The sequence below is a fragment of the Chitinophaga sp. YR573 genome, assembly GCF_900110995.1.
Taxonomy (GTDB): domain Bacteria; phylum Bacteroidota; class Bacteroidia; order Chitinophagales; family Chitinophagaceae; genus Chitinophaga.
The window spans coordinates 720,674-741,604 of record NZ_FOJF01000003.1 but is presented as its reverse complement, the minus strand read 5'-3'; the positions used below and the strand labels follow the sequence as shown (position 1 = coordinate 741,604).

General features: G+C 43.6%; 20 protein-coding genes. 8 read left to right on the top strand and 12 right to left on the bottom strand.

Annotated features, from left to right (window positions below; genetic code table 11):
* Positions 1-8: 8 nt before the first annotated feature.
* The 4 genes from BMW86_RS29450 (at position 9) to BMW86_RS29435 (ending at position 2,951) form a co-directional block, all read left to right on the top strand.
* Positions 9-932 (top strand): acyl-CoA desaturase, encoded by a 924-nt coding sequence (locus BMW86_RS29450; RefSeq protein WP_255373039.1) that lies wholly within the window; start codon positions 9-11, stop codon positions 930-932.
* A 123-nt stretch (positions 933-1,055) separates the two neighbouring features.
* Positions 1,056-1,709: a FadR/GntR family transcriptional regulator gene (locus BMW86_RS29445; RefSeq protein ID WP_089787062.1), complete on the top strand. Its 654-nt coding sequence runs from the start codon at positions 1,056-1,058 to the stop codon at positions 1,707-1,709.
* Positions 1,710-1,719: 10 nt separating this feature from the next.
* Positions 1,720-2,556 carry a sulfite exporter TauE/SafE family protein gene (locus BMW86_RS29440; protein WP_089787060.1) on the top strand — a complete coding sequence of 279 codons (837 nt, stop codon included), beginning with the start codon at positions 1,720-1,722 and terminating at the stop codon, positions 2,554-2,556.
* A complete protein-coding gene (locus BMW86_RS29435; protein ID WP_089787058.1) occupies positions 2,553-2,951 on the top strand; it encodes a DUF1634 domain-containing protein in 399 nt (132 codons plus the stop codon). Before BMW86_RS29440 ends, BMW86_RS29435 begins: the two co-directional genes overlap by 4 nt.
* Before the next feature lie 5 nt (positions 2,952-2,956).
* On the opposite strand, the gene BMW86_RS29430 is transcribed toward BMW86_RS29435, so the two are convergent.
* The 5 genes from BMW86_RS29430 to BMW86_RS29410 form a co-directional block, all read right to left on the bottom strand.
* Complete coding sequence (locus BMW86_RS29430) at positions 2,957-4,720, bottom strand: ABC transporter ATP-binding protein (protein WP_089787056.1); 1,764 nt, start codon at positions 4,718-4,720, stop codon at positions 2,957-2,959.
* Positions 4,701-6,458 carry an ABC transporter ATP-binding protein gene (locus tag BMW86_RS29425; protein ID WP_089787054.1) on the bottom strand — a complete coding sequence of 586 codons (1,758 nt, stop codon included), beginning with the start codon at positions 6,456-6,458 and terminating at the stop codon, positions 4,701-4,703. The genes BMW86_RS29430 and BMW86_RS29425 overlap by 20 nt, the downstream gene beginning before the upstream one ends.
* Positions 6,459-6,789: 331 nt before the next feature.
* On the bottom strand, positions 6,790-9,531 hold the full coding sequence (locus BMW86_RS29420; RefSeq protein ID WP_089787052.1) for a glycosyl hydrolase: 2,742 nt from the start codon (positions 9,529-9,531) through the stop codon (positions 6,790-6,792).
* Between the two features lie 15 nt (positions 9,532-9,546).
* Positions 9,547-10,959 (bottom strand): arylsulfatase, encoded by a 1,413-nt coding sequence (locus BMW86_RS29415; protein ID WP_089787050.1) that lies wholly within the window; start codon positions 10,957-10,959, stop codon positions 9,547-9,549.
* 78 nt (positions 10,960-11,037) lie between these two features.
* On the bottom strand, positions 11,038-11,586 hold the full coding sequence (locus tag BMW86_RS29410; RefSeq protein ID WP_177189434.1) for a DcrB-related protein: 549 nt from the start codon (positions 11,584-11,586) through the stop codon (positions 11,038-11,040).
* A gap of 196 nt (positions 11,587-11,782) precedes the next feature.
* On the opposite strand from BMW86_RS29410, the gene BMW86_RS29405 reads away from it, so the two are divergent.
* The 3 genes from BMW86_RS29405 (at position 11,783) to BMW86_RS29395 (ending at position 14,981) form a co-directional block, all read left to right on the top strand.
* A complete protein-coding gene (locus BMW86_RS29405; protein WP_089788242.1) occupies positions 11,783-12,721 on the top strand; it encodes a ring-cleaving dioxygenase in 939 nt (312 codons plus the stop codon).
* Between the two features lie 57 nt (positions 12,722-12,778).
* On the top strand, positions 12,779-14,392 hold the full coding sequence (locus BMW86_RS29400) for a Na+/H+ antiporter (protein WP_089787045.1): 1,614 nt from the start codon (positions 12,779-12,781) through the stop codon (positions 14,390-14,392).
* Between the two features lie 145 nt (positions 14,393-14,537).
* Positions 14,538-14,981 (top strand): glycine zipper domain-containing protein, encoded by a 444-nt coding sequence (locus BMW86_RS29395; RefSeq protein WP_089787043.1) that lies wholly within the window; start codon positions 14,538-14,540, stop codon positions 14,979-14,981.
* Between the two features lie 54 nt (positions 14,982-15,035).
* On the opposite strand, the gene BMW86_RS29390 is transcribed toward BMW86_RS29395, so the two are convergent.
* On the bottom strand, positions 15,036-15,992 hold the full coding sequence (locus BMW86_RS29390) for a YeiH family protein (protein ID WP_089787041.1): 957 nt from the start codon (positions 15,990-15,992) through the stop codon (positions 15,036-15,038).
* Between the two features lie 51 nt (positions 15,993-16,043).
* On the opposite strand from BMW86_RS29390, the gene BMW86_RS29385 reads away from it, so the two are divergent.
* On the top strand, positions 16,044-17,126 hold the full coding sequence (locus BMW86_RS29385; RefSeq protein WP_255373038.1) for an MBL fold metallo-hydrolase: 1,083 nt from the start codon (positions 16,044-16,046) through the stop codon (positions 17,124-17,126).
* Here the strand turns inward: BMW86_RS29385 and BMW86_RS29380 are convergent.
* From BMW86_RS29380 to BMW86_RS29355, 6 genes are read right to left on the bottom strand one after another with little or no spacing between them, the layout of a single operon-like run.
* Complete coding sequence (locus BMW86_RS29380) at positions 17,123-17,992, bottom strand: DNA-3-methyladenine glycosylase family protein (protein WP_089787039.1); 870 nt, start codon at positions 17,990-17,992, stop codon at positions 17,123-17,125. The genes BMW86_RS29385 and BMW86_RS29380 overlap by 4 nt on opposite strands.
* A 3-nt stretch (positions 17,993-17,995) precedes the next feature.
* Positions 17,996-18,841: a methylated-DNA--[protein]-cysteine S-methyltransferase gene (locus BMW86_RS29375; protein ID WP_089787036.1), complete on the bottom strand. Its 846-nt coding sequence runs from the start codon at positions 18,839-18,841 to the stop codon at positions 17,996-17,998.
* Between the two features lie 15 nt (positions 18,842-18,856).
* Positions 18,857-19,540 carry a 2OG-Fe(II) oxygenase gene (locus tag BMW86_RS29370; RefSeq protein ID WP_089787034.1) on the bottom strand — a complete coding sequence of 228 codons (684 nt, stop codon included), beginning with the start codon at positions 19,538-19,540 and terminating at the stop codon, positions 18,857-18,859.
* Complete coding sequence (locus tag BMW86_RS29365) at positions 19,515-20,063, bottom strand: methylated-DNA--[protein]-cysteine S-methyltransferase (RefSeq protein ID WP_089787032.1); 549 nt, start codon at positions 20,061-20,063, stop codon at positions 19,515-19,517. Before BMW86_RS29365 ends, BMW86_RS29370 begins: the two co-directional genes overlap by 26 nt.
* Positions 20,064-20,115: 52 nt before the next feature.
* Entirely contained in the window at positions 20,116-20,694 is a 579-nt protein-coding gene (locus BMW86_RS29360; RefSeq protein WP_089787030.1) for an alpha-ketoglutarate-dependent dioxygenase AlkB family protein, read from the bottom strand.
* Positions 20,675-20,923, bottom strand: coding sequence for an Ada metal-binding domain-containing protein (locus BMW86_RS29355; protein WP_089787028.1), 249 nt, complete (start codon positions 20,921-20,923; stop codon positions 20,675-20,677). Before BMW86_RS29355 ends, BMW86_RS29360 begins: the two co-directional genes overlap by 20 nt.
* Positions 20,924-20,931 lie beyond the last annotated feature (8 nt).

The window sequence follows — 20,931 nt, the reverse complement described above, 5'->3', positions numbered from 1 at the left end:
CTATAATTATGAAATACTTTTGTGGTATGAATTCTGAAAAACAACTGAGAGGAGGTGTCAACTGGCTAAGACAGTTCGACTTCATAGGTATACAATTACTACCACTACTGGCATTCTTCACACATGTGACACTGTTCGACTGGATTTTATGTGCTGCACTGTACGTAATCCGTATGTTCTTCGTGACCGCTGGTTATCATCGCTATTTCTCGCATCGTACATATAAAACATCGCGTTTTTTCCAGTTTATATTAGCGGGTGGCGCACAAAGCAGCCTGCAGAAAGGTGTGTTATGGTGGGGAGCTAATCACCGCGCGCATCACAAACACAGTGATACACCGGATGATCCGCATTCAGCTAATATTTACGGTTTCTGGTATTCCCACATGGGTTGGATCATGGGACCTGAATTCAAGCCTACACGTTATGAGCTTATCAAAGACTTTAAACAGCGTGAGCTCTTCTGGTTAAACAAATACCATTGGGTACCAGGTGTTGTGCTGATGATTGCAGTATATTTTGCAGGTAACCTGGTAAACGGTCATGGCTTATTTGAATGGCATGCCGGTTTATCTACTTTGCTGATAGGTTTCTTCCTGAGTACTACCCTGTTATATCATGGTACATTCACTATCAACTCTTTAATGCACATGTGGGGTAAACCACGTTACAAAACAGGAGATCTGTCCAAAAACAGCCTGTTACTTGCTTTGGTAACGCTGGGAGAAGGATGGCATAATAACCACCACTACTATCAAAGTGCTACTCAACAGGGATTCTTCTGGTGGGAAATAGACATCACTTATTACGTTATCCGTACACTTGGTTTCTTTGGGATCGTATGGGATATCCGTGGTGTTCCTGAAAAAGTAAAAGCTGCTAACAGGCTGGATGCTGTAGTAGAAACTAAACAAACAACTCTGGTTCAATAATTTATAACTAATTAGATATTGGCCGGCTTCCTGTAGGAAGCCGGCTTTTTTATTGTTTTTAAATTAAACATCTGATGTTTGATACAAAGTACTTACCTTTACAAACATCAGATGTTTACTCTTATGGCACATTCAATCAAGCTGGCCGACAAGGTCATTTTTGAGTTGCAAAGGGAGATTTCCCTGGGCAAATACAAAACGGGGGAACTCATCCCACCGGAGCCGGTACTGATGGAACAGTTCGGTGTAGGTCGCTCCACTATCAGGGAAGCGATTAAAACACTCTCTAATTCAGGGGTATTGAGAGTGCAGCAGGGAGCAGGTACATTCGTATGCGCCCCGCCTGCTGCGGCAGAACCACTGGACCAGCGGTTACGCAGGGCCGCCCAAAAGGAAGTCAACGACGTGCGGAGCCTCCTGGAAGTAGAGATCGTACAGCTGGCGGCACAACACCGGGAAGAGAATGACCTTTCCGCTATGCGGGCCGCCCTGGAAGACAGGTGGCAGGCCATCAGCAATAACTCCTACAACGACTGCGCAGATGCTGATATCCGCTTTCACAAAGCAGTGGCCCTGGCATCTCATAATAGCGTACTGGCCGACCTCTACCAGACATTCACCAACATCATCAGGGAATCCTTCCAACTGCGTCAGATGGATGTACAGGTCTTTAAACAGACACACGAGCTGCATGCTCAGTTGTTAAAAGCGATAGCGCAGCAACAGCCTGTTAAAGCAGCAAAAACAGTCAGGCTAATTCTGGAGAATAATTTCTAAATATATTGTCATGTCTATTTTAGTATTCACACTCATTTTATTGCTGGGAGCCTTTGCTGCCGGACTGCTTGGATCACTGACCGGGCTTGGTGGAGGCGTAGTATTGATACCACTGCTTACACTCATATTTCATGTAGATATCCGCTACGCTATCGGCGCATCACTGGTAGCCTCTATTGCCAATTCTTCCGGGGCTGCGGCAGCCTATATCAAAGAAGGGATCACCAATGTAAGAATCGGGATGTTCCTGGAAATTGCCACTACTACAGGTGCTATTGCAGGTGCTGTACTGGCAGTATATACCCCCACTCACCTGGTAGCCATCATCTTTGGCGTAGTACTGCTCTTTTCTGCCGCCATGACTATCAGAAAGAAAAACGAACACGCAGATACACAAAGCGATAACAAGCTGGCTAAACTGATGCGCTTAAACAGCTCTTACCCGGTAAAAGGAGAAATCATTGAGTATAAAGTAAAAGGAGTACCCGGTGGTTACCTGCTGATGACATTGGCAGGTGTAGTATCCGGTTTACTGGGCATAGGTTCAGGGGCATTGAAAGTATTGGCTATGGATAATGTAATGCGCATTCCATTTAAAGTATCTACCACTACCAGTAATTTCATGATAGGTGTAACAGCTGCCGCAAGCGCGGTAGTATACCTGCAACGCGGATATATTGATCCGGGAATCGCCATGCCGGTAGTATTAGGTGTATTGGGTGGTGCTTTTGTTGGTTCAAAACTACTTGTGAGAATTAATACCAAATGGCTACGGCTGATATTCAGTGTTGTTATTTCAGCGCTGGCAATTGAAATGATTTACAACGGCTTAATGAGAAATTTATGAAAAAGTTATTTTCAAAAACGTTCTGGCAGGAAAGGGATGTAGAAATGTTTATAGGCCAGCAGCTTCGCTGGGGAGTAATATCCGCCAGTATTATTGCTTTTATCGGTGGTATTATTTACCTGTACACTCATGGTAAAGGCACACCTGCTTATACTGAATTCACCGGTGCGCCATTATATGTAAGACATCTGCCTGGTATCCTGCATGGCGTATTCCAGCTGGATGGTATGGCTGTTATTCAACTGGGAGTAGTAGTACTACTGGCAACACCTATCACCCGTATAGCCTTCTCCGTACTGGCATTCGCCATGGAGAAAGATATACTGTATGTGATTATCACACTGATCGTACTAAGCGTCATCATCTTCAGTATCTTCAGTGGATTTGGCGGATAATAGGATCAGGTGCTGCGTTCATGCTGTAACAGCATGTTCATGGCATGATTAAAAGAACCGGCACGGATAATCTCTCCTTCATTTACAAAGAAGATCTCGTCTGCATTCTCAATAGTATTCAAACGGTGTGCAATGATAACACGGGTAGTATGTTCCGGTAATCTCTTCAGAATATCTTCCAGCAATTGCTCTGTTACCGTATCAATATTTGCCGTTGCTTCATCCAACACCAATAACTCAGGATCTCTCAGCACTGCCCGCATAAAGGCGATCAGCTGTTTTTGACCAAGACTCACACTATCTCCGCTGGATACTACTTTTGTATCCAGCCCTTCGTCGAATCGTTCCAGTAAGGTATGCAGGTTCGCCTTTTCCATCACATCCATCAGTTGTTCACTGGTATAATCTGCATAGGTTTTATTACCGTAAATGATGTTCTCTCTTATGGTGCCTGTAAAAAGAAATGGCTCCTGCAAAATGAACCCGATCTTTTGGGTACGTTCTTCCTGAGAATAAGAGCGGATATCTTTCCCCTGTAATAGAACCTCTCCATCTGTTGCATCATATAAACGTGCAATCAGTGAAGCAGTGGTCGTTTTACCTCCACCGGTAGGCCCTACCAGTGCATAGGTCTTTCCTTTTTCAAGGCGGAAATTGATATTATGCAGGATATCCTTTCCATCAGGATAACTGAAGTTTACATTCTTAAAGGTGATAAGCGCCGCATCTTCTTCTTTCTCATCTGAAGGCACTACTGTCAGGTTGGATTCCAGGTTCAGTATCTGTGAAATCCTGTCCCATCCGGCCATTGCTACCTGGAAGTTAGTCCACAGTGCTGCCAGCTGACGGATAGGGTTGTAAAAGTAGGTAGCATAAGACAGATAGCTGATCAGTAAACCCACAGTAAACTGACCGGAAGAAATGAGATAGATCCCATAAGCCAGTACAGACAATTGCGCCAGGTTAGCGCATAAGCTGAATACAGGCATGAAGATGTTATTTACCAGACCGGCGCTTACAGCCGTTTTATATTGCTCCTTATTGGCAGTAGCAAAACGTTTACGGAAGTAATCGCGACGGTTAAAAGCGATGATCACTTTAAAATTGCTGAGGCTTTCCTGGATCTCTGAACTCATACTGCCGGTACTTTTCATATTGGCTGCATTCCTGCGCTTTACCCAGGGAGAGATCAAACGGGTAAACAACAGCAGAAACAAACCAGGGGCCAGTGTTGCGAGTCCCAGTCTGATATTAATACATAACAGGAAAATACCCGCTCCCACCATCGTCACAATACCACCTATAAACTGCATTAATGATTGTGAAAAGAACTGGTTCACTTTATCTGTATCGTTGTTGATACGGGAGATAAGATCACCTGTTTTATTCTGGTTAAAGAATGCGATAGGCAGTTCCTGTAGTTTAGTAAAAACCGCATTACGCAGCGTGTACAACATACGTTGTCCTACCCCGCCCATCAGGCGCGTCTGTACATAACTTGTTGTCAGCGAAATGAGAAACATCACGAACAGGATACCTGAGTATAACAGGATACCATCATACTGTTTCGTCTGTACATATTTATCGATAGTATGACCTATCAGGAAAGGTATGGTAAGGTTAATACCTGAGCTGATCATAATCGTAAAAAACGCGTTGATCAGCCGGCGCTTTTCAGGGCCCAGGAAAGATAACAGCTTTCTCAGGGCGCGGCCGGTGGTATTTTTTTGTTGCGGCTCGGCCGCTATTTTATTCAGGTTGTAATTCATAGTTACTGGTGCTGCGTTGAGAATTGTAAATCTGTATGTACTCAGGACAGGACTGCATCAATTCCGGATGAGTGCCTATCGCCACTACTTCTCCTTCCATCAGCAATATGATCTGATCATAATTTGCAGCGGAAGCTATTTTCTGTGTAACAGATATCAGTGTGAGATCAGGATAGTTCTGCTGTACATTTTCCAGGATACGTTGTTCTGTATTGGTATCCACCCTGGCCGTAAAATCATCCAGCAGCAGAATACGCGGATTAATAGCTAATGCCCTAGCCAGCATGATACGCTGTTTTTGTCCGCCGGAAAGACTGGAACCTCTCTCAGAAACAATGGTCTCCAATCCTTCAGGAAGTCCTGCAATGAACTCTTTCAGTTCTGCCGTAGCGATGGCCTTTTCCATCAGCGCTTCGCTTACCTTCTCATTGAATGCGATGTTTTCACGTACACTCATGTTAAAGATGATGCTGTCCTGGAATACCAGTCCTACCTGTTGCAGCAGTACGTCTTTATCATAATCACTGATATGTGTATGATCGTATACGACTTCACCGGTATCAGCTGTAAGCAGCCCTATCATCACATTCAGCAATTGCGTCTTGCCTGCCGCTGTCGGGCCTATAATTGCGGTACGACTGGAAGGTTTCACAGAGAAGGAGATCTCTTTCAGCACCGGTTTGCCTCCTAATGACAAGGAAATATTCTCTATTTCCATAGCACCTTTCAGCGTATCAGTAACCGTACCTGGTTCTACAGTGTCAGGTGCATTGAGCACTTCATAAATACGACCATAAGAGGTGGTTGCCTGCGCTATGATATTACTCATGAAGCCGATGACGATAATAGGAAATATGAGGATGGCGATATAACTGTTGAAGGCTGCCAGATTACCCAGAGACATTTCTCCTGTAATCACAAAATGACCACCCAACAATAATACAGAAAGTAAAGCCATGTTAGACATGAAGCTGATTACAGGAATCAGACCAGCAAACAGACGGATGATAGCAGTACCCAGGTCCCTGGATTTACCATTAGCCACAATAAAGCGGTCGTATTCCGGTTGCTGTGCATTCAGTACCCTGATAAGGGCGGCTCCCAGCACACTCTCATTGATGATTTTATTCAGCCAGTCTACCACTTCCCTGCCCTGTTTGAACAACACCCTTACTTTTCTGAGGACGGTGTAGAAAGTAAATCCTATCACAGGAATGATGGTGATAACTACCAGTCCCAGTTTCCAGTCGATCGACAACAACAACACACTTGCTCCGATAATAATAAACAGAGAAGAAGCAATAGATACGACAGCCTGGGAAACGAACAGCTTGATAGAATCAATATCGGAAGTTAAGTTAGTGAGTAACCTGCTGGGATCTGATTTCTGGATATAAGCAAAAGTTTGTCTGGAGATTTTGGCAGAGAGATCAGTACGAAGTTCTCTAGCTACCTTTTCCGAGGAATAGGTTTGTATGATACTTTGCAGATAAGTAAACACAAAGATCAATACAGCGGCGATGGAAAACTCGATAATCAGGGTGTTCATCTCCAGCGTACCGCCGGTATAAGCATCGATGGCTTTCGCTATCATGTGGGGTAACACCAGGTTGAGCCCGTTACTCAGCAAGGCCAGGAGTATCAGTAAGGCCACCATACCCCGGTAGGGTTGCAGAACAGACATAATACTTGGCTTTGCCGGCCCTGGTGCAGAAGAGGGACGTTTCACTTTGTTCATATTGACAACAATATATAGACCTGCTGGTTTAGCAGGGGTTAAAATTACATTAAAAATAGCGGGCTTCGCCATTTGCACTAGTGCAGACGAATGAAAAAAGAGAATATTTTAGGATGGGAGAAAAAAAAGCCCCGGACTAAGCCGGGGCATTGACGCCTAGCGTCAACAGATTTTTTTTATGGAGCAACCCGGTTAGGCGATACCAACCGAAGGTTTCCATGAATATTCTGTAGATTGCATGAATACCTCCTTTTCTTTGATGAGTAATGAAATTAATCATTTTCTCTGAAAAAGTTATCCATTTTATATTTTTCAATAGATAACTTTTGTGTTACATGTAAGGCGTTATTACTACGGGGCCTATCAGGCCTGAAGGCTGTAATTTCCAACCGGACGCATCAAAATCAGTATAGTTAATATTGACAAAATTGATCTCGTGGTAGCGACGCCAGGGGATCTTCTGCTCATCCATATATTTTATACGGTTGGCCATCAGGTTGGCAACTTCTATCCTGATCTCATTTTTTCCCGGTTTTAAAAACTTACCTATCCTCGTTTTGAAAGGGATGCTCCAAAGGATCCCGGCATCCTGGCCATTGATCCATACGTGGGCGCTCTCATGCACTTCTCCTAAGTCCAGCACGTATTCTTTTGCATTGGTAGCAGGCAGCGTAAAAGACTGCTGGTAGACACCTGTTCCCGAGAACGAATGCGTTGCCGTATCTGTTAATGTTGTCCATGACACCAATGCGGGCATTGTTACAGGAGCTGGTTTATAAGGCCCACCCTGGGTGAATTGCAAAGCCCAGGGGCCGTCTAATGAGATAGGTGTTGAACTTTTATCCAGATAGGTCCAGGCTCGTAATGTATCCTTGATTGAAGTTGCTTTCAGGATCAGGGCTTCACCTGGTTGTAACTGTATCTTCACACCAGTACTATTAGTAGTCGCCTTTCCATAATCACCGGTTTGCGGGTCCATGATGATAACAGTACCGGAGCTGGCATTTACAGGCAGATACTGGTCTACCGTTTTAGGCGTATGATTTACGATGTAATAATAAGTGTCATCCCCTGCTTTGCGGCGGATGAATTTCAACCCTGCATCAGTCAAAGCTTCTCTCCTGATACCCTGCTGTTCCAGTGCCTGTTGCATATCCGGGGCCAAGATGATCTGGCCTTTGCCCATTTTCGCTACACCGTTATCAGCAAAAGGAATAGATGCCAATAATTTCTTTAGTTGTTCTCTGCGCTTCTGCACATCAATCAGACCAGGAACATCTTCCGGCAGCGCTTCTATCATTACAGTAGCACCCTGCTGAGCCAGTGCGATAATCTTTTGCAGGGTTCCTAAAGGCATCATGGTGCTTGCCGGGACAATTAATACTTTATAGGGAGAAGAGAGATTATAGGCAGAGGAAGGATCATTGGTACTAATAAACCCTTCTTTAACAGCAGCCTTCTCCAATAGATTATCAGAGATAAAATCCAGAGAATAACCTGCCTTCTGCAGGTTCACCACCTGACTGTAAAATGCACTGGGATGTAGCCACTGGTCGATATCATGCACCTTTAAGGTAATTTCATTCCCTTTGGGATTATTCCAGATATCATATATAGGCCAGTAGATCAGTAATTCATTATCCGGTTTACCGGTTTGTAATACAGATTGCACACGGGTGATGTAATTCGTTAATCCCGGTAAATGCGGCCAGAAGCTATTGGATGGTACAAAGTTCGTTGACGCATAGAATAACCAGCCGGGCCATTTTACGGCTTCAGGAGAATAGGTAACCCCATGAAAGAATACATGATTTACCCCTGCCAGGAAACATTGTTCCACTTCCGGTTTACACTGTGATAAGGACGTTTTAAAGTGTTCTGTCAGCCAGGTAAAGGTTTCACTGGATACCAGCGGATGCCCGTTCACATGTGCTGCCGAAGAAGCGAATTTCAACATTACCGGGTCAGGATCTACATTCCTGATATCTGCGCTATCGCGGCGAAGACCGGGGATAGGGAAATAAGTAGAGCCATAGGTTTCACATTCAGGGATATCTACGGCAGCATATAAATCCAACAGATTACCCGGTGAACCATGTGCCTGATTTTTAGAGATAGCTTTATACTGATGTGCCCATTGGGTCCAGGGCCTGGTGAAATTATTGAGAATGAGATCGGACATTACTTCCCTGTAATCTGATTTGACACGGGCCATCGTTTCCGATGAATCTTTCCTGTAAAATGATCGGATATAAGGTTGCAGATCATACCTTTTTCTCTTATAAAACTGCTCAGTGAAATCAGCAGTCCAATCAGCTCCATATACCTCATAACTATCGTTATAGTATGCCCTTACACCATGTGATCGCTGATGAAATGCAGTATCAAAACGATGCAGATAAACGTTTAAAGCAGGAGCAGAAAAATGGTCCAGGGAAAATCCTTCTCCGCCTGGCGCTGCACGTTTTACTTTCTGTTTTGTTTTACCATTAAAGAAGGCGTAAACGTCCCAGACGCCAGCCTCTATTCTCCATTGCAGGAAGCCGTCTTTATCTACTTTATCCATCAGGTCCACGATCCTTCCATCTGCTGCATACCCGGTTAATGATTGTAATGTTTCATCATCATTAGCCAGTTTAATTTTATCCCCTGGTTTCAAAGAAGGGTAACGCCGGATAATCATTTTTGACGCGGCATATTGAGTTGTAACCTGCGGGCCACCAAAAGGCCAGCCCGTACCGGTAGTAAGGTCTACTCCCATACCCAGTTTACCGGCAGTGGCAACCGTATAGTCCAACATCTTTACCCATGCCGGTGACAGGTAATTAATGTATTGTTTTTCATATCCTATAGCCCCATAAATAGGGGCTATTTCAACACCACCGAAACCGGCCTGTTTATACTTAGCTAATGAAGCAGACAAGTCCTTTTCATTCACAGCATTCCCCATCCACCACCATCGTGTCCAGGGCTTTGTTTGAAATGTCTGCTCCGGCCAGATCTTCTGTGCATCAGATGTAATAATAAACAAGAGGTACAAAGCCGTTACCAGCAGCGTCTTTACAGTTTTCATAACGTTTTCTTAGTTTTACTTTTCAGTCTCAGACCAGTCAAACTCTTTGTTCTCTGCAGGTGTTTTCGCTTTCTTCATCAAAGCACTCAACTCTTTTACCTTAGCGGGATTAACAGACGCAAGGTTTTTCTTTTCCCCTATATCAATGCTCAGATTATAAAGTTCAAATTTCTCAGGCTGACCTTTATACTTAAACCGGATCAGTTTCCACTCTCCTTTCAACACAGCTTCCTGCAGATAACCTTCATTGAACTGCCAGTAAAAATAATCATGTTTGGCGATTTGTGTACCTCCGGTTAATGATTGTTTAAATGACACCCCATCTATTCCTGCAAGTGTATGAGAATCTGTGATATCTGTAAAAGTAGGCAGGATATCCCAGAAAGCCCATTGCTGATCGCTGACACGGCCTGCGGGAACTTTTCCCGGCGCTCTTACCAGCATGGGCACCCTGATGCCCCCTTCGTATAAATCCCGCTTAATACCTCTTAAAGGGCCATTACTGTTGAAGTATACAGGATCAGCACCGCCTTCTTTATGCGGGCCGTTATCACTGGTAAAGAAGATGTAGGTATCTCCATCCAGTCCCAGTTCTTTAATCAGGGCTTCCACCTCTCCCACATTGTTATCCAGTTTAGTGATCATAGCAGCAAAAGCAGCATGCGGGTTCTTCTGACTACGATAGGTACCACCATTCTGTAAGTACGGGGTTTCCGGCGGGAATTTACTGCTGCCATCTGCATTTAAAAAAGGCAACATATCCTTTGCCGGAGGGGCCAGTTCCGCATGGGGAAGTGTTACCGGTAAAAACAGGAAGAAAGGTTTATCCTTATTCTTTTTAATAAAGGAAAGCGCATGTTCCATAATGGCATCATGCGTATATACATTAGTATCATGAGGCACCTGGCTGATTTTACCATTCTTTACCTCAAACAGGTAATTGGTATAATAATCATGTGCATGGCCCTGATTCAGGTAGCCATAAAACTCATCAAAACCTTTGATCTCCGGAGAACCTGTAGTACCCGCCTCTCCAAGGCCCCATTTACCGAACATACCTGTTGCATAACCGTTTTGCTGCAATAACTGGGCAAGCGTACTATCCTGCGGACGAATAGGCAAACGGGTATTGCCTCTTATATAGGCATGCCCCATATGCTTACCTGTTAGTAAAGCACATCTGGATGGCGCACAAACAGTATTGCCTGCGTAAAAGCTGGTATAACGGATGCCTTCTGTTCCCAGGCGGTCTATATTCGGAGTAGGGATCTGGCTTTTCTTGTTGTAGGAAGTGAGATTACCATATCCCAGGTCATCTGCCACAATGAAGATAATATTGGGTTTGCGGTGCTGGCCCAATGCTGCCGGTGCAGCAAAAACAGTACTTATAACAGCAATAGCGATCGCCCTGTAAACTTGCAGACGCATGTCAGAATATTTATTTACAGGGCGAAGCTATAAAAATCTACAAAACTAATAGACTAATATTTTATGTATGGTATTTTATCAGGAGACACTGAACGAACCCACTACATCGTCGAATTGTTTCCTGAAGTCTGCACGCTTACCTTTAGGAGCTGTTACAGTAATCACATAGGCGACACCGTTTTTAGGGATCAGTGCCATGATAACATCCATATCCCGTCCGTTCTGACTATGTGAATATTCCAGGAATTTCACCTTGGTGCCATTGATCTCTTTCTCAGAGGTAGCCCCTTCAGTAAAATTCTGCATGTACTGTGCCATCATGCCCACATTCTTCTTGTAATATTCATCCAGGGAAGTACCATGCATGGATTCACTGACAACATTGATATTTGGACGGAACCCATCCTTTACGGACGGGGCAAACAGAAAAGTGGCATTTACACCATTCAGGGCTGTATCCAGCCTTTGCCAGCCTTCAGGCGCAGTTATATTAAACTTACCCACACCAGCATTCATGCCCGGAACTTTACCTACCTCATTTAATACTTCGTCTGCTGTTTTAGGTGTCTTAGGATTATTCTGACATGCAGCCAGTACCAATAATAATAACGGTAAATACTTCTTCATGACAAATATTTGATATCTGATAAAGATACTCAAAAAATACTCAGTTGCTTGTTTTGGGATATATGTAGCTCTTACCGGCATTTCTTTTTCTTGTCATAGATTAATGGATAACGCAACAAAATAGTGGAATTTTACATCAACAAACAAAGAATAGCGATACAAAATTGCTGACTTTTACACTTGAAAATCAATGATCATGGAAAATAGAATATTAGGCATCCATCACATCACAGCCATTGCCGGCGATGCTAAACGTAACTTTAATTTTTACACCAAAGTCCTCGGACTCCGGTTTGTAAAAAGAACGGTAAACTTTGATGATCCTCAAACCTATCATTTCTACTTTGGAGATGAACAGGGCAGTGCAGGTAGTATCCTCACCTTCTTCCCATGGGGCGAAGCCGTAAGACAAGGCCGCCGTGGTGCCGGAATGGCTACTGAAATCGGTTATTCAGTACCGGAAGGTAGTTTTGATTTCTGGATCAAACGCTTTGAAGAAAACAACGTCATCTATAACAAACCAGCTGAACGCTTCGGAGAAAAGTACCTTACTTTCCTGGACCCCGATGGCTTGAAATTAGAACTGATTATACCTAAGGCGCCGGATAACAGGAAACCTTATGAAACAGCAGCGGTAAAGGCTGATGTAGCTACAAGAGGTTTCTACAACGTGACCCTTACCCTGAATAATGTACAGGCGACCGCTAAAATCCTTACCAATATCTTTGGTTATGCATTAGTAGGTCAGGAAGGTAACCGTTACCGTTATGCGACCGATGCTATCGGTACTGCCAATGTGATTGACCTCGTAGAATTACCTACAGAAGAACGTGGACTGGGTGCCAATGGTACCGTGCATCACGTAGCTTTCAGGGTAAAGGATGATGAAACACAGATGGCCTTCCGTAAAAAGATCATCGAGATGGGCTTACAGATCACTCCGCAGATAGACCGTAACTACTTCCACTCCCTTTATTTCAGGGAACCCGGTGGTGTACTGTTTGAAATAGCAACAGACAATCCTGGTTTTACCGTGGATGAACCACTGGAAGAATTAGGTAAGCACCTGAAACTGCCTGCTCAGTACGAATCTCAGCGCAAACAGATTGAAGCACATCTGGTACCGCTCGATTAAAGATTAAATAATATTTACTATTTTGGTAGCGGCTATAGCCGCTACCAAATTTTTTCTATGTATCAAGAGAATCTGCTCCTCATACTCATTCTGCTCTTTGCAGTGTTTTTACTCATCATGCTGGGGCAAAAACTCAGAATATGTTATCCTATTTTCCTCGTACTGGCCGGTTTAGGTATCAGCTTTATTCCGGGCATCCCGCGCATCGAAATAAAGCCGGAGATCATCTTCCTGATCTTCCTCCCTCCCCTCTTATATGAAGCTGCCTGGTACACATCCTGGAACGATTTCTGGAAATGGAGACGGCCAATAGGTATGCTGGCATTCGGCCTTGTATTTCTCACTTCTCTCATCATCGCATTTGTTTCAGATGCCATTATTCCCGGTTTTACGCTGGCATTAGGCTTCCTCCTGGGTGGGATCATTTCTCCGCCTGATGCTGTCGCCGCTACTTCTGTACTTAAAAACATAAAAATATCCAAACGTGTCACTACTATCCTGGAAGGTGAAAGTCTGATTAACGATGCTTCCAGTCTGATCGTATTCCGTTTTGCATTATTAGCCATTATAACCGGCAAATTCTCCCTTGGACATGCAACTGGCCAGTTCTTCCTGGTAGCTGGCATGGGGATCGTTATTGGCCTTGCCATAGCGTATATCGTGTACATGGTCCATCGTTACCTGCCTACTACACCGGGTATCGATGCGGCGTTGACCCTGATGACGCCTTACTTCATGTACATAGGAGCAGAACACTTTCACTTTTCCGGTGTAATGGCAGTGGTAAGCGGAGGGTTGTTCCTCTCTTTCCGCTCTAATGAAATATTTACCCAGAGTGCCGCCAGGCTACAGACCATATCTACCTGGGCTACGGTAGTATTTGTTTTAAACGGATTAGTATTCATTCTCATTGGTCTTGCACTGCCGGGCATCATCGATAACCTTGGCAACTACTCTATCTGGGAAGCTATTAAGTATGGTTTGCTGATCAGTCTTATTACGATCGTCATCCGTATTTTATACGTATTACCCATTGCCTATGTACCAAAATGGCTGGGACAAAAAGTGCGGATGGACAATGTGAATCCCACCTGGAAGGGCCCTGTCATTATAGGCTGGGCGGGTATGAGAGGAGTGGTATCACTGGCATCAGCCCTGTCCATACCACTGTTACTGGACGATGGCAGCGCTTTTCCGCTCCGTAACCTCATTCTCTTTATCACCTTTGTGGTTATCCTCGTAACCCTGGTTTTTCAGGGCCTTACACTGCCTTTAGTCATCAAATGGGTGAATATGAAGGATACAGAAGATTTCCCTCCGGAAGAAGAACAGGATGCTGCTATTCACCTGCGACTGATGCATACTGCGTTAAAGGAGCTGAATGAAAAATATGCTGTTGAAATGAAGGAAAATGAGCTGGTAGGATTTCTGAAAGATAAACTGGAAAGCGATATCACTATTGTAGATCAGCGGCTGGCATCTATGGAATGTGATGCTACACAACAGGAAGAAATAGATGTGTATAACAAGGTATTGATTCACCTGTATAATATACAGCGCAATGAATTATACAAAATGCGCAGAGAGAATATTTACAGTGATGAAGAGATCAGGAAACATGAAAGTCAGCTTGATCTGGATGAAACCAAAATCACACAGATCCAGCACTGATATAAATACATGAAAAACAAACAAATAACAAAAAATCAGTATCCACATTTAACTATTTTTCAATAAAATGAAGGATAATACAGTATAATGGCATAATTTTAGCATGGCATCTATTGAAGAACCATAAAATTTAAACAATCAGGCCATGAAACAGTTAATTTTAACATTAGCAACAACTTTAGTATTATTCGCCTGCAATAACAAACCTGATCCAGCTGTAGCGGCACAGAATGCAAGACAAGCAGTCCTCGATTCTATCAAAGCAGTAGACTCTGTGAACGCAGTTAAAAAGGCTCATCACGAGCATAACTCAGCCGCTGTACAGAACAACGAAGGCGGTGGAGGCGGCGGTACAACCACTGCTGCAACCACAACAACGGCTACTCCAAAGAAAAAGGGATGGAGCCATACAGCTAAAGGTGCGGTAGTTGGTGCAGGAGCAGGTGCAATCACTGGTGCGCTCATTAACAAGGATCACCTGAAAGGTGCTGCCATCGGAACCGTAATAGGTGCTGGTACAGGTGCAGGGATAGGCGCAATTGTTGATCATCAGAAGAAGAAAAAAGAAGCAGCGGCTGCTAATCAGTAGTTTTTAGTTGCTTACTACATAATTATCCCGGTTACGTGTGTAACCGGGATTTTTTTATATAAATGTGGCGATTGCCCAAAGTGCGGCAGCTGAGATTCCCACCCATAAAATCACTCCCTGTATCATAGGCTTCACTCCCACCGACTGTAATACATCCCTGGATAAACCACAACCTATCAGGAATAACGTAAGTGTGAGCCCTGATTTGGCGATATATACTGCATAACGACTGAATACCTGTATTCCCGGAACATATGTGTTAATGATCATTGCGCCTATAAATAATCCTATGAAGTAAGGCACTTTCAGTTTACTGCTTTTATGTTTAAAGATGAAAGCGGATAAAAAGGCTACCGGGATAATCCATAATGCCCTGGCCAGTTTTACAGTAGTGGCTACTTCCAGCGCTTCTGCTCCATATTTACCAGCGGCCCCTACTACAGAACTGGTATCGTGTATGGCAATAGCACACCATAAACCAAACTGTGTCTGAGATAAATTAAGTGCATGCCCGATTACGGGAAACAGGAATAGTGCAATAGCATTCAGTATGAAGACAGTCCCCAATGCTACGGAAATCTGTTTTTCCTCTGCTTTGATAACAGGTGCAATAGCAGCGATAGCGCTACCTCCGCAGATCGCAGTACCTGCTGATATCAGGTAAGACGTTTTCTTTTCTATTTTAAAGATCTTCCCCATCAGGAATCCCCCTACTAATGTACTGATGATGGAAATGATGGTGAACAGGATACCCTGTTTACCCGCTTTCAGTGCGCTTCCTACATTCATCCCGAAACCTAATCCTACAACTGATACCTGTAATAAAATATGTGTTGCTTTATGATTAAGGTGTAAGTAGGGATGTCCTACAAACTGGGCTATCACTAATCCCATCAATAAAGCCACTGGTGGAGAGATCAGTGGAGACAGGCAGAAAACCACTGCCAGTAAAAATATCACTTCCCTTGTGCTGATACTCTTGTCCAGTATTTTATCAATCGCTCTTTCCATAATGATGCAAAGCTCACGCTTACCGGGGGTATTCAGAAATTGCCATTAGTTATGGGTCATTACTTAAAGTTATACTCCATTAATGGATACCAGTCATCATATCCTATGTTTCTTACTACCGGAGAATTGCTACCTTTGCAGGCAATGAAAAAGCAGTGGCGAAATCTTAGCAATTCTAAGAATTATAAAGACAATCAGTTCAATAATTTATCTGATACGCCGATGATAGCGGAAGGGATTCCTTTCAGGAAATTATTGTGGGATTATTTCAATAAGCCTAAGACTGTCGTACCCCCACAGCCGTTACCTTCTGTTAAGACAGATCTGAAGGCTTTATCTTCAGATACACCGGTGATTGTGTGGTTCGGACATTCTTCCTATCTCATTCACTGTAAAGGGGTTAATATCTTGGTAGATCCTGTTTTCAGCGGGCATGCTTCTCCTGTTAAAGGTATGATGAAGGCTTATCCGGGGTCTAATGTTTACCAGGTGGAAGATATGCCTGAAATAGATTACCTCATCCTTACACATAATCATTATGACCACCTTGATAAGAAAACTATTGCTAAGTTAAAAACTAAAACGAAGGCGGTATATGTTCCGCTGGGTGTGGGTCAGTATGTGACTGGTTTTACCGATCTGCTGATTACGGAAATGGACTGGTGGGAAACGGAGAAAGTGACACCTTTTATGACGCTGGCAGCTGCACCTGCGAGGCATTTTTCCGGACGAGGCATCAAGCGTGGCGGATCTTTATGGGCTTCTTTTGTATTGAACATTTACGGTTTCACTATTTATATAGGGGGAGACTCCGGTTATGATTCCCATTTCAAGGCGATTGGAGATAAGTATGGCCCTTTTGATATAGCTATCCTGGAATGCGGACAGTATAATGAGGCATGGCCTTATATTCATATGTTCCCGGAACAGACTGTTCAGGCTAGTATTGATCTGAAAGCTAAAGCATTATTACCGGTGCATTGGGGGAAATTTACATTGGCGTATCATCCCTGGAATGAGCCGGTGCAGAGAATAACCAAAGCTGCTGAGGGAGTTATTGTTACTACGCCCAGGATTGGAGAACCGGTGGTGATTAATAAGCACTACCCTAATGAGGTATGGTGGGATCTTTAAGATTTCGGTGAAAGACTTCTCCACAGATAAAATACCAGATAGCTTTCCCATCCTTTGAAATGCCGGAAGAATGTATTGATGCCTTCAACATCTTTTTTATCACTGATAATCTTGTGGGCAATCAATCCGTTTAATAGCCCGGCATCTCCGTATGGGATTGAGGTAGGTATTCTCAATGTTTTCATCAGCGTATAATTAGCCGTCCATATACCGATGCCTTTTATAGCTGTTAATGCCTTTTGCCGGGCGGCTACATCTGGTAAATCCAGTAAGATTTCTTTACTCATCTTTCCTTCTTTAAAGACATTTGCTATACCTCTCAGATAAGCTATTTTCTGTGCAGAGAACTGCATGGCTTTTAGTTCTTCCGGGTTAGCATCTGCTAATACTTCCGGAGATGGGAATGCGAAATAGTCCTTTCCCTCATGAACTATTTTTGTCCCGTATCTTTCTACCAGCCTGCGTTTAGTCTTATAAGCAAAGGTTAGATTAATCTGCTGACCGATAATACACCAGCAGATAGCTTCAAACAGATCAGGAATACCTATCAGGCGCAAGCCTTCAAAATCCTTACTCATATACGCCAGCTCTTTATGAGCTGATAATAGTTGATAGAAGGGTTTGATATCCCTGTTGATATCAAACCAATCATGAATAAAGTTTTCTATAACCGGAGAGTTTTCTCCTTTCAGAACTTCTATTATGAGTTTGTGATTGTTTTCCCTGATCTCAAATAGTACGGGCTGGTTTTCTATCAGGATAGCTTTGCGCACATAATCTTCCCCTACTGTATGCATACAGTCATCGAAATTCCTGTTGAGAAACCAGAGGCATTCTTTAAAACTAAAAGATGAAGGAAGATTCATTTGCTAATTAAATATTTTACTGGCTTCCCAGCCTATGATGGCATTCTTTCTGGCACTGCCCCAGTGATACTGCCCCAGCTCTCCTGTTGCTTTAATCACCCTGTGACAGGGGATCAGGAAGGCTACGGGATTATGGCCTACTGCCGTACCTACGGCCTGCATTGCCTTCGGACTATCTATTTCACCAGCCACCTCGGAATAGGTCGTCAGCCCACCCATAGGGACCTTTAACAGGGCTTCCCATACTTTCAGCTGAAAAGCAGTGCCTTTCAAATGTAGTTTAATCTCCTTTAGCTTATTCCAGTCCTGTGTAAACACAAATAACGCATTCTGCTGGATCTGATCTGTAATATGCGTATAGGCAGCATTCGGGAAAAGCCTGTATAACTCAGCAAACGCCTCTTCATGCCCCTTATCCACAAAAGCTATGTAACAGATCCCTTTATGGGTAGAAGCCGCTAAAATCGTCCCAAAAGGGGTTTCTGCAAAGCTGTAATTGATCTTCAACTGCTCTCCCCCATTCTTGTACTCTCCCGGTGTCATACCTTCCACTTTGATGAAAAGATCGTGCAGGCGACTGGTACCAGACAATCCCGTTTCAAAAGCCGCATCAAACAAGGTGGCTTTTTCACCTTTGAGAATCGCCTTGGCATGCTCTACACTAAGGTATTGCAGGAACTGTTTGGGAGTTACTCCTGCCCATTGCTTAAACATACGCTGGAAATGAAATGGACTTAAATTTACATGTTCAGCCACCTGCTCCAGCCCAGGCTGTGATTTAAAGTTAAGCCTGAAATATTCAATGGCATCCGCAATGCGTTTATAATCGATCTCCTGTTGAATTTCCATATTGTAAAATTATGATTAGCTGAGTGCATCATGAAAAATAATACCCAGGGTATGCCGCTCTCCACTATGCAACGGACTTACCCCATGTTTCATATTTACCCGGTAATAACCTTTACTTCCTTTTACAGGCCGGAAGTTAGTGGTAAAGATTAACATATCTCCCCGCTCCGGTTGCAAAACATTAGCCTTCGACTGTGCCCGCGGGATTTGCTCCGTCAGTACAAACTCTCCCCCTGTATAATCTTCTCCCGGCTGATTTAAGAACAGCACGGCCTGCATAGGGAAGTAGATATCCCCATATAAATCCTGGTGTAAGGTGTTAAAACCACCCTTCCCATATTTCAGTATCAGGATAGTAGGTTTCACCTGTCCCTTTGCCTCGCACATAGCTTTTAGCTCCTGGTGAACAGGCGGGTAAGTAGTCTCTATCCGAAGTAATTCCATCCATTTGTTAGCTATGGGCGCCAGCTGTGCATACACCATCTCCCTGATATTCGTGATCAGTGAAGGCAAAGGGTACTGGAAATATTTATACTCTCCCAAACCAAAACGATATCTCTCCATCACAATCTTTTTACGATAGGTATTATCCGCATTGTAATTATGGATCAATTCATCGCATTGCGATTTATTGAGTACATTTTTCACAATGGCAAACCCGTTCTCATTCAGATCAGCTGTTATTTGTTGCCAGTTCATTTGTAATTTGTTTTTTATTTTCCCATTTGATCATGGCAGCTTTACGTTCACTGCCCCAGTGATAGTTTCCCACTTCCCCGTTTGATTTTATAACCCTGTGGCAAGGGATGAGATACGCTACAGGGTTAGCAGCTACGGCTGTCCCTACTGCTCTGGCCAGCTTTACATCCCCTGCCAATGCTGCATAAGACAATACTTCTCCTTCCGGAAGATGAATCAGTTTCTTCCATATGGCCAGTTGAAAAGGGGTACACTTTACATGTAACGTAATGTCCACTGATTCTCCTTCAAGAATGCGTAATGCATCCTGTTGGATATCATCCTTCATATTGCCATAAACAGCATCAGGAAACAGGTTGCGAAGAAGTGCAACGGCATCGTTTTCTGTTTCATCAGCAAAGGCCATGTAACAGATCCCGGTTTCAGTAGCAGCTATTAATACCTTTCCAAACCGGGTATTGGCAAAGCTGTAACTGATGGTTAGATTTTCTTCCTCTATCGGAATAATGCTAATTGTTTTCATAACACAAAATTAGCACGTAGGGGAAGCGTAGAAAACCCGGTTCTTGCGGTCTTTATAATATAATTCTGAACGTGAGGTTAATCCGGCCTGCTGTTACTTTTAGTTGTTTGGGGATACTATGCAGCCAGTGGTGTTGTGTACTGCCTTTCATCAGCAGAAAACTACCATGCGTTAAAGGGATCTTTTCTGTCAGCGTTTTATCTGTATAATGTTTTAAAGCGAATGTTCTGGGACTGCCAAAACTCACAGAGCCAATTACAGGGTTTATCCCTAATTCCTTTTCATTATCCCTATGCCATCCCATACTATCCTGCCCATCCCTGTAAAAGTTCAATAAAGCGCTGGTAAAACGAACACCCGCCACAGCCTCTATCCTGGACTTTATCTCCATTAAAGCAGGTGTCCAGGGATGTGGCTGCATAGTAATACCGGAATAGCTGTAGGGCTTGTCCGGATCACCGTACCAGGCTGTTAACCGGGGTTGCAGGATATTCCTGCCCATAATAAAGACAGGTTCCTGTTTCCAGGCTATTTCCTTAGAAAGTATATCAAAAAAATAATCACTTTCAGGAGCTGTAAACAACTCCGGGTAAAAGTATACTTCTCCGTCTTTAGGCAGTAAATTGTGCATTCTTCCAATGTTTGTATTGTTCGGGCATACAATGTGCACAGGGTCTGTAACCGGATAAAACAGCTTCTTCCTCATCTTTAAAGAAAACCCTGTTTTCTATCTTCATCCGCTTACCGGAACTGCAATGCAGGGTACCGTAGATCTTTTTATTTCTATATCCTCCCAGGGTAATCTGCCCGGAACGGACCATTTGCTTCAGACTGCTACCTATATCAATATGTGCGATCATAAGAGCAA